Source organism: uncultured Parasphingorhabdus sp. (assembly GCF_963975735.1).
Lineage (GTDB): Bacteria > Pseudomonadota > Alphaproteobacteria > Sphingomonadales > Sphingomonadaceae > Parasphingorhabdus.
In genome coordinates this window covers 56,516-65,443 of the sequence record NZ_CAXBIA010000014.1, presented here as the reverse complement: position 1 = coordinate 65,443, position 8,928 = coordinate 56,516, and the positions used below count along the sequence as shown (strand labels likewise).

Annotated in this window: 9 protein-coding genes; 6 read left to right on the top strand and 3 right to left on the bottom strand. The window is 51.3% G+C overall.

Annotated features, from left to right (window positions below; translation table 11 throughout):
- From AACZ86_RS13610 to AACZ86_RS13595, 4 genes are all read left to right on the top strand, one after another.
- The coding region (locus tag AACZ86_RS13610) for a hypothetical protein (RefSeq protein WP_339693413.1) at positions 1–230 on the top strand (230 nt) is incomplete at its 5' end.
- 326 nt (positions 231–556) lie between these two features.
- Positions 557–1,966, top strand: a complete 1,410-nt coding sequence (locus AACZ86_RS13605; RefSeq protein WP_339693411.1) for an oligosaccharide flippase family protein — start codon at positions 557–559, stop codon at positions 1,964–1,966.
- Positions 1,959–2,930 (top strand): glycosyltransferase, encoded by a 972-nt coding sequence (locus AACZ86_RS13600; protein WP_339693410.1) that lies wholly within the window; start codon positions 1,959–1,961, stop codon positions 2,928–2,930. Before AACZ86_RS13605 ends, AACZ86_RS13600 begins: the two co-directional genes overlap by 8 nt.
- Positions 2,927–4,114: a glycosyltransferase family 4 protein gene (locus AACZ86_RS13595; protein WP_339693409.1), complete on the top strand. Its 1,188-nt coding sequence runs from the start codon at positions 2,927–2,929 to the stop codon at positions 4,112–4,114. Before AACZ86_RS13600 ends, AACZ86_RS13595 begins: the two co-directional genes overlap by 4 nt.
- Positions 4,115–4,218: 104 nt before the next feature.
- On the opposite strand, the gene AACZ86_RS13590 is transcribed toward AACZ86_RS13595, so the two are convergent.
- Positions 4,219–4,881 carry a PEPxxWA-CTERM sorting domain-containing protein gene (locus tag AACZ86_RS13590; RefSeq protein ID WP_339693407.1) on the bottom strand — a complete coding sequence of 221 codons (663 nt, stop codon included), beginning with the start codon at positions 4,879–4,881 and terminating at the stop codon, positions 4,219–4,221.
- A gap of 596 nt (positions 4,882–5,477) precedes the next feature.
- Between AACZ86_RS13590 and AACZ86_RS13585 the strand changes: the two genes are divergently transcribed.
- Positions 5,478–6,185: a hypothetical protein gene (locus AACZ86_RS13585; RefSeq protein WP_339693405.1), complete on the top strand. Its 708-nt coding sequence runs from the start codon at positions 5,478–5,480 to the stop codon at positions 6,183–6,185.
- Between the two features lie 22 nt (positions 6,186–6,207).
- Here the strand turns inward: AACZ86_RS13585 and AACZ86_RS13580 are convergent, their stop codons facing one another.
- Positions 6,208–7,227, bottom strand: coding sequence for a glycosyltransferase (locus AACZ86_RS13580; RefSeq protein ID WP_339693403.1), 1,020 nt, complete (start codon positions 7,225–7,227; stop codon positions 6,208–6,210).
- A gap of 79 nt (positions 7,228–7,306) precedes the next feature.
- A complete protein-coding gene (locus tag AACZ86_RS13575; protein WP_339693402.1) occupies positions 7,307–8,098 on the bottom strand; it encodes a hypothetical protein in 792 nt (263 codons plus the stop codon).
- Positions 8,099–8,228: 130 nt separating this feature from the next.
- Here AACZ86_RS13575 and AACZ86_RS13570 point away from each other — a divergent pair, with 130 nt between their 5' ends.
- Complete coding sequence (locus AACZ86_RS13570) at positions 8,229–8,921, top strand: hypothetical protein (RefSeq protein WP_339693400.1); 693 nt, start codon at positions 8,229–8,231, stop codon at positions 8,919–8,921.
- The last annotated feature ends 7 nt before the right edge of the window (positions 8,922–8,928 follow it).

The window sequence follows — 8,928 nt, the reverse complement described above, 5'->3', positions numbered from 1 at the left end:
TCCTTGAATCAAACTTTGGCCGCGTTGGGAAGGGGCTATTTTTCGAGGTGGCCTTTGGAGTATTCCGCACTCAGAAAGTCTGCGATCGGGCCAATAATTCGAGGAGAAAAGGCCATACAGTGCGCCCCGACGATGTCACTTGTCTCCACATTATTTCGGTCTGCTGCGCTATAGCCGCCATAGAAGATATCAAAATTTTCCGGTATCGAATTTTTACGCAATTTGCTTGAAAATGAGCAATCATCTTGAAGGATCATTATAGGCCCGTCTGCGTTCCGGCATCTGTTCAATATCTCCAGATGACTAAGAAATGCTCCATGCGATCCAGTTTTTAAAAACGGGCCCGGGGTATTCATTGCTATAGCCGGAAAAAAATGTACACGCGAGTCTCCCACCAGACCGAGACGCGAAAGTTCTGATAACATCATTTTGCGTCGATCGGTCCGTTGCTCTAGGTTTATTATATGGATTTGCTTAATTGCTCTAAATACTTGTCCAAGCGACTTCACATTAGCTCCCTCGTGCTCAAACTACATTCACTAGTGAGGATCGATGTTTGCGTCACCTAAAAATTATACTCTCAAAAATAAATCCACTGCGACGCCTAATTGAGCCCCGACAAACTATTTTTGGTTTAGCGGGCTGGGTCACCGGCGCATATATCTCTCATCAGGCTCTAAGGCTCGGCACTAGTATCATCTTGGCGTGGCTATTGGCACCTGAACTTCTCGGGATAATGTTGCTGATCAATACTTTGCGGACCGGTGGCGAGTTGCTGACTGATGTTGGCGTAGGACAAAGCATAGTCAATAATCCACGTGGCAATGAACCGTCTTTCTACAACACGGCCTGGACCATTCAGATTGTGCGCGGGCTGGTTCTGTTTCTGCTCGCTCTTGCTCTCACCATTCCTATCTCGCGCATATATGAGAATGCTTCCCTGCAGGCTTTGCTCCCTATCGTGGCACCTATTTTCATACTCACGGGATTTACATCACCCGCACGGTTTCTCCTCCAAAAGCGCGTTGAAGTCCGCAAGCTTGCACTCTTCGACTTAAGCCTAGCGGTAGCAGGAGCCTTGATACAAATTGCTTTGGCGCTATATTCACCGACAATCTGGGCGCTTGTAGCGGGATTGCTCATCAGTACGACCATATCCACCATTGCCAGCTTCTTCCTGATCAACTGGCGAGACCACCGCTTGCAATGGGACAAGTCCGCCGCCAAGGCTATTGTCCATTTCGGCAAATGGATATTTGCCGCTTCGCTGATTTACTTCCTCGCGATGAATTTTGACCGGCTCTATTTTGCCGATGCGATACCGATTGCATTACTGGGCGTTTACGGAATTGCCCGCACTTTTTCGGACGTGATTATGCAGTTGTTTCAACGGCTCGGAAATTTGCTTATCTTTCCGAAAATCTCTGCATCCGCTCAGCGTGGCGCCGATTTGCGCCGGACCATCGGTCCGATGCGCCTCGCGGCCCTGCTGGTTGTCGCTACAGGTCTGGCAATAGGAATCGCGCTCGCAGACCAGTTCATTTACCTTGTTTACGATGATCGATATCGCGCAGCCGGATTTTTCCTGCCGGTACTTCTGATCGGCACCTGGTTTTCCATCCTCGGCGCAATGGCGGATGCAATGATGATGGGTGTCGGAAAACCATCTGGAGTGGCGTTAAGCAACGGCACAAAGCTGGCGATCCTCGCAGCCACACTACCCTTCGTTCTTTCATATTATGGGATCAACGCCGCACTAATGGTGTTTATATTGGCTGAAGCCGCGCGCTATGTGGTGTTGGTATGGCAAACACGCAGAATCGGTATCGGCTTTACCCGTCAGGATATTCTTGCAACCCTGGTTTTCTGCATCCTGATCCTTGTCTTTCGCGAACTCACCATGCTGGCCGGCTTGACCGGGGGAATCGGCGAATGGATTGCACAGGCGGGAGTTCCCCATGGCTGAACAACGCCCTATCATCGGCCTTGTCGCGATCGGACGGAATGAGGGGGAACGGTTGAAACTTTGCCTGCGTTCGATCCCGGCGAATATTCCAATAATATATGTCGACAGCGCATCTACCGACGATAGTGTCGCTTTTGCCCAATCCCTTGGCGCGGAGGTTGTGGAACTGGACATGGCTCTGCCCTTCACTGCCGCTCGGGCGCGAAATGAAGGAGTCGAGGCATTGTTGCAAGCTCACCCTGAAACGGAATATATTCAATTTGTTGATGGAGATTGCGAACTTGAAGCGGACTGGTTTGCGATTGCGGCGGATTTTCTTTCGACAGACAGGTCCATAGCTGCGGTCTGCGGACGCAGGAGCGAGAGATTCCCCGATGCCAGCATATACAATCGGATGTGCGATGCCGAATGGGACACTCCGATTGGCGAGGCCAAAGCGTGCGGCGGTGATGCGATGGTGCGTACAGTGGCTTTTTCGCAGGTAGGTGGCTACGATCCTTCCATGATCGCGGGAGAAGAACCGGAACTTTGTCAGAGACTGCGAGGTGCCGGCTGGCGGATATGGCGGCTGGATACACCGATGACCACGCATGATGCGGACATGCATCACACTGCCCAATGGTGGCAACGCGCCGTCAGAAGCGGGTTCGGCTACGCACAGGTCTGGAAAAAAACCGGAGCGAGCGGTCGCGACATTTTATACCGACGCGAAACAATCAGCGCCCTGTTCTGGACATTTGGTGTCATTTTTGCAGCGCTTTTGGCCACAATAATTTTTGGGCCAGCTGGCCTCGCTGTTGCTGCCCTGATCTGGGCAACACAGCTAACAAGACTTGCTATGCGCGAAGGTTTTACCAAAGGCTTGCACCTGCTTGTTGGCAAGATTGCGGAAACGGTCGGTATATTGCGCTTTGCCATTGGTAGTCTGCGCGGACGCAAGCAAGGAGCGATTTTCTACAAATGAACAGAATCGCTTATCTGGTCAGTGATTACTTCGCGCCATCACATACCTTCGTGCGGCGGGAGATTGCAGCACTGCGGAAGTTGGAAATCGAGATTATTCCCTTCACAGTTCAATCAGCAGCGGGCGGTGGCGAGGATGTGCAAAGTCTGCTTGGTCGACCGCTGCTGGACTATTTCTCAGCTTTATTACGGGCGTTTTTCAAGTACCCGCTACGATTGGGGTCCAGTTGGCTTCTGTCCCTCCGACATCGCCAGCCTGGTGCACGCGGCCTTCTCTGGTCGCAGTTTCATTTCGTCGAGGCAATTTGCTTGGCTCGGCTTTTATCCGCAGAAAATTGCACGCGCCTTCACAACCATTTCGCCAACAGCGGCGCTACGGTGGGAATGATCGCCGCGGATTTTAACAAGATCCCATGGAGCGTTACCCTGCACGGAATTTCCGAAACGGATTTTCCAGCCGGGATGCTACTCCCGGAAAAACTGGAGCGAGCGGACTTTGTCGCCTGCGCCAGCTATTTCATGCGGGCGCAGGCGATGCGGCTGGTTCCGACCAGCCATTGGCCCAAGATGCACATTATCCGCTGCGGGGTCGATCTCTCGAGTCTACCACCAGCCAAAACGACACACCTACACTCTGACAAAAGCGACAGCGTAAAGTTGCTTTGCGTCGGTCGACTATCACCGGAGAAGGGCTATTTCGGCCTTCTGGATACATTGGCGCGTCTAGCAGCTGAAGGATTGGACTTTTCCCTGACGATTGTCGGCGACGGGCCATCAGCAGATGAAATCCACGCAAAAGTCGCCGCATTGGCACTCAGCGACCGCGTCCGGTTCACCGGAGCGCTGCCGGAAGCAGAGACACTAACAGAAATCAGCCATTGCGACATTTTCCTATTGCCCAGCCTGATGGAAGGCCTCCCCGTAGTCCTTATCGAAGCACTGGCGATGCAGAAAGCGGCAATCGCCAGCAGAGTGGCAGGCATTCCGGAATTGATAGAGGATGGACGTTCCGGCCTGTTGTTCACACCATCCGACTGGGCGGATCTGGAACGCCAGCTCCGCCATCTTTTCTCCGATGAAAGCCTATGTGAAACGCTGGGGGAGCAGGGGAATGCAATCGTCAAAAGCGAATTCGACATCATGATACCCGCGCAAATACTGGCAAGGCTCTTTAAAGCAAGCTAGCCGGTTCGGGCGTGGCCAAGGGCTTCTCGCTCAAAAAAGGCCTGCCTCCGATAACCGGGGGCAGACCTCCAATATCTAATTGTCGAAATTAACCGACTGAGTTGTTAGCTATAGCTCACTGTGGTTCGCGCGACCCGCGGCTTGGCGCGCATCATTCCGCCAATCCCGAAAAATCCGAGCAGCAGCAGCGCCCAGGTCGCCGGCTCGGGCACGGCACCAATACTATTAACATTCAGGGTAAAACCACCCAGGCTTCCCTGATCTCCGCCGGCGTTATCGCTGACAGTCAGTGTCCAGTCGCCATTGGCACTCATGCCATTGAATGCCGAAAAGGCGTCCAGCGGAGAATATGAACCGACCGCTACATTTGTATTTCCGGAGTTAGCGAAGGTCTGAAACAATGATCCACCGCCATCGGTGAAACTGTAGGTACCCACCAGATTACTGCTAGATCCAAAAGTTGTTGCAGGAAAGCCTGGCCGTGCAAATAATTGCGTCGTCACACCACCATGGGTCAGGCTTGCAATGAGATCGCCAACATAAGAATGGACAAAGTCGCTCAGCGTTACGCTAATACCCGTGACATTTCCGGTTGCCGCAACATTCACCGTTGAGCTGTTCGTCGAATTGTCCGTAATAGCAAAACCTGCTGCGGTTTCGACTGTCGTTGCCGCATATGATGGCGCGGCAGCCAGTGCAGCAGCAACCGCCACTGTCGTGAATGAAATAGAACGCATATTCAATCCTTTGCAAAATTGCAGGCACACCCGCATGTGAAACCATTTTGCCCTTATATTAAGGCCATATTTCGCGTAAATATTTTCCGCTGGTCAATAGAAATAAGCTTGCGACTTGGTGACACTGATAAGGATTTTTTAATCATGAGTCCAGTGACTTGCACGATCACTGCCCGTAGTTAGAATATTTTACAAATATTGTTTCATTATGGTACAGGCCGGTAGAATACTGACGCGCAAATGATCGTGATTTCCCGGTTTTCTCGGACCGAACCTGCCTGATGATGTGCGACGGCGGGATAAGCTTTTACAGGTGAAGCCAACGCACACCCGCTTATTATGTAGCCGACAACCCCCAGCCTATTTCTAACGTTCTGGTCAGGGTTACTTCCAATCGCGCATAAGCGAACTGGATCTCGTAGACGATAACAGGCCCTGTTCTCGGACCGGCATCTCGGTACAATATTGATGGGCTTAGCGTTTGCATTTAAAAGCAGGGCATCGCCACGGAGATGCATAGAAAGGAAATAAATACAGCGTGTTACGTTAACATGTAGCATAGTGTGAAATGGAAAGTGCTGGCATGCACCTGTCGCGGGGTTTGTTATTGAAATTTACTGGTATTATTGGCAAAGCAGGGCGAAGCTTCCATTCTGCATCGCGAACATCAGTTTCATCCGCAGGTAAGAATATTCATGCGCGTTTTCGACAATTTTGACCGGATCAGGATAATCAATTTACCCAACCGTTCGGACCGGCGGCGCGAAATGGATCGTGAACTGGCAAATATGGGGCTGCTCGGCGATCCTAGAATTGACTATTTTGCTGCAATTAGACCCAATGACGCCGGGCCATTTACTTCGATCGGCGCTCGCGGTGTCTATGAAAGTCAGAAACAGTTATTGCGTGAAGCAGCGGAAAGCGGCCAATCGCTGTTGATCCTCGAGGATGATTGTGATTTCATCCCGGGTGCCGAAGCGTATCAGGTTCCGGAAGATTGCGGTATTTTCTATGGCGGTCACAACGCTGCGCAACCCAATAATCTACAGAGTAGCGATATAATGGGCGCCCATATGATGGGCTTTTCCAAAGATTGCGCCAAAGCTGTTAGCAAATATCTTGCACAACTCCGCTGTGAAGGTATTCATCCACCAATAGATGCCGCCTACGTCTGGTTCCGCCGCGCATATCCGGACGTAGTAACCCACTTCGCCGTACCGCCCTTGGCAGGCCAGAGAGCATCGCGCAGCGACATCGCCACTTTGCGCTGGTATGATCGCCTTCCAGTCTTGAGAACGTTCATCAATCTGATCAGGTCTGCCCGGCGAAAATAGTCGCACACTTTAAGCGCTCCGCTTACCAGATACCGGCCGATCCCCGTCTTTTCAATGCCCGGTTCGCCTGCACACATGGCCAAATGTTGAGCAGCGTTGCGAGGATCGAAAATGGCGCTCTACCGACGGCCTTTGTGAAGCCGACGCTACAAAGATTATAAAGGCGCCAAGTCAATAACCGGGAGGGCAAGGCCCAGGCCTTTCCCGCAACATTGCTGGCGACAATATTGTTCACCCATTGCGGGTCATTCTTGTTGCTATCACGGATTGTTCGACCAACATGTCTGGAGTGCTTTTCTGCCCAGAATTTTTCGCAGAGCCAGCCGTTGATCGTCGTGCCGATCGTCATGCGCCGCTCATGATGGAAAAATCCTGATATCGAATGCGCTTCAAAATAATGGGTGGGCCGCTCCAGCCTCTGGATACGCTCAAGCTGTGCTGGTTGAGTAAAACCTTCGGTATGCAGCATGGCTGACAGAAATCCATCTTCTCCCGGTGTCGGAACAGGAAGCCAGACTTTTCGTAGTTCGGTTGCCCAGCCGGCATAAAGCGATCCATTGATTGAATTGGGTGCCGGTGTCTGAGCTGAAATCTTCAATGAAAAACGATCAATGAACGTTTTACGGGCCTTTTTGTCAATATCCTTCACTGGCCAGCCCGAAACCGCAGACAACCGCTTATCGGACGTCAATTTCAGGATGAGTTCGCAGAGGACATCGGAATCGACTAACTCAATATCGGCATCCATGAATACAAGGATATCCGAAGCGGAATCACATACCGAATGAACGGCAAGATTCCAGGACCGGGCCTTCCCGGCGTCGGGCGTATCATGGACGCAAAGGCGGACCCCAGTAGCACTGAAATGCTCTTCCAGAGCAGTTTGCGCGACTTCGGCTGTATCGTCTGTGCAGCCGTTGGTGATGATCACAAACTCGAGCTCAATATCTTCCGAAATCACCGTCTGCGAAGCGACGCTGCGGATTAATCCGGACATGGAATCGCGTTCGTTCATCGCAATTATGCAAAGCGAAACTAACATATCCGCCCTCTGTTCTGGTCATTGGAACTTGTAGGAGCCAATCCGCTACGAGAGTGGATAAGAATAATATCGTCTAGGGTCAATCCGGACTCACATCGTATCGTTTGCACATTTTATCGATAAATGTGCCCGGTGGCGGCGGCCGGTCTTTCAGGCCCTCAAGACGGGAATGCCACATGTGGACTGCGTGCGTTCTATCGGTCAGCATCGCCTCGACCACTGCCGCGGGCTCATATAGTTTTCGCGCATCTTTCCATCGGACAGGATAGAAAACGTCCGGTTCCTGTGCCTTTTCCTTCAATTTGTTACGTTTGATGACGTGCGTCACGAGACCTGCGCTAAAGGTACCCCACGGATAATCTTCGAGCTCAATTGGCGCCTCGCGGAACCGACGCCAGTAAAATTTCAGACGGTTTTTGGGCCCCCACCAGGGCGGGCACATATTAGTCCTCGGTATGGATTGCAGATCATCGACCATTTGCGAATCAGCTGGTGCCAAAAGGACCGCATTATTGACCCAGTTTTCATACTCCCATCCAAAAAGGTAATCCGATTCAAAATCGAAGGGTTTGAGGAATATAAAGTCCATATCAACCCAGCATCCGAGGTTTTTGGCGAGCATCTCGATCCGCCACAAGTTTGCGCCAAGCGCGACTGATCCACTATCTCGATAATGCAAGAGCCTCTCCTGAGGCATCACTTCTGCAGCGTCGCGGAGGTTGGTGCCCTCCGGGACGCCCTCGAGATTCTGTGGATCGTAACTCCATAGGGTGAAATTATGACCCGTTGCCTTTGCCGAAGCAATACAAAGGCGCTCTAAATAGTCGAGTCTTGGTCCGACCCATAGCGAGTTAAGATGGGGTAATTTCATTGTCGATACGGTCAATCTGTTTTTCACCATTGATAAGAATAAGGTCGACTACGCAATCAACGGGTCCTAGGCAACAAATTCAAACCAGCTGTTTAGTGTAGATACAGAATAGTATAAGGCAATCAACCGTATGGTGATCAAGACGTTCCTGCGACCATCGGTCGTTCAGTTCCGCGCGTTGCGCAATTATGCACGCAAGACGCTGGCACCGCAATCCCACCCTCCCGTGGGACGCCATCCTGCGTTTGACCCGGAAACTGAAAAATGGTTCCGCAATCGGATAAGTTCGTCGGAATCTTATCTGGAATATGGTGCCGGTGGTTCGACACTATTAGCTGCCGATGCTCAGGTGCCAACTATTAGCGTAGAGAGCGATCCAGACTACGCCGAATCCGTCCGGGCAGCTCTTCCCCAAGGCAATTGTACGAAGATCATTGCAGTTGATATCGGGCGCACGGCGGACTGGGGCTCTCCCTTGTGGACTTTTAAAACGACCAAGGCTATCCAAAGGTGGAAAGCCTATCCTGAAATGGGCCCATCTGCTTTAGGAGGAATAGATCGATTTCCCGATTTTGTCTTAATCGACGGACGCTTCCGGGTCGCTTGCTGTCTTTGCGTTGTAAAAGCAGCTATTGAGCATCAGCAGCCTACACAAATATTGCTTGATGACTATGTCTCAAGACCACAATATAGCATCGTGGAAAAAATCCTTGCCAAATCAGAGATTATTGGACGCTCGAAATTATTCTACGTTGAGCCAAAGACAGTCTCGTTAGAAGATACCCAAGCGCTGCTCGACACTGCATACTCGGATTACAGCTAAGATTTGA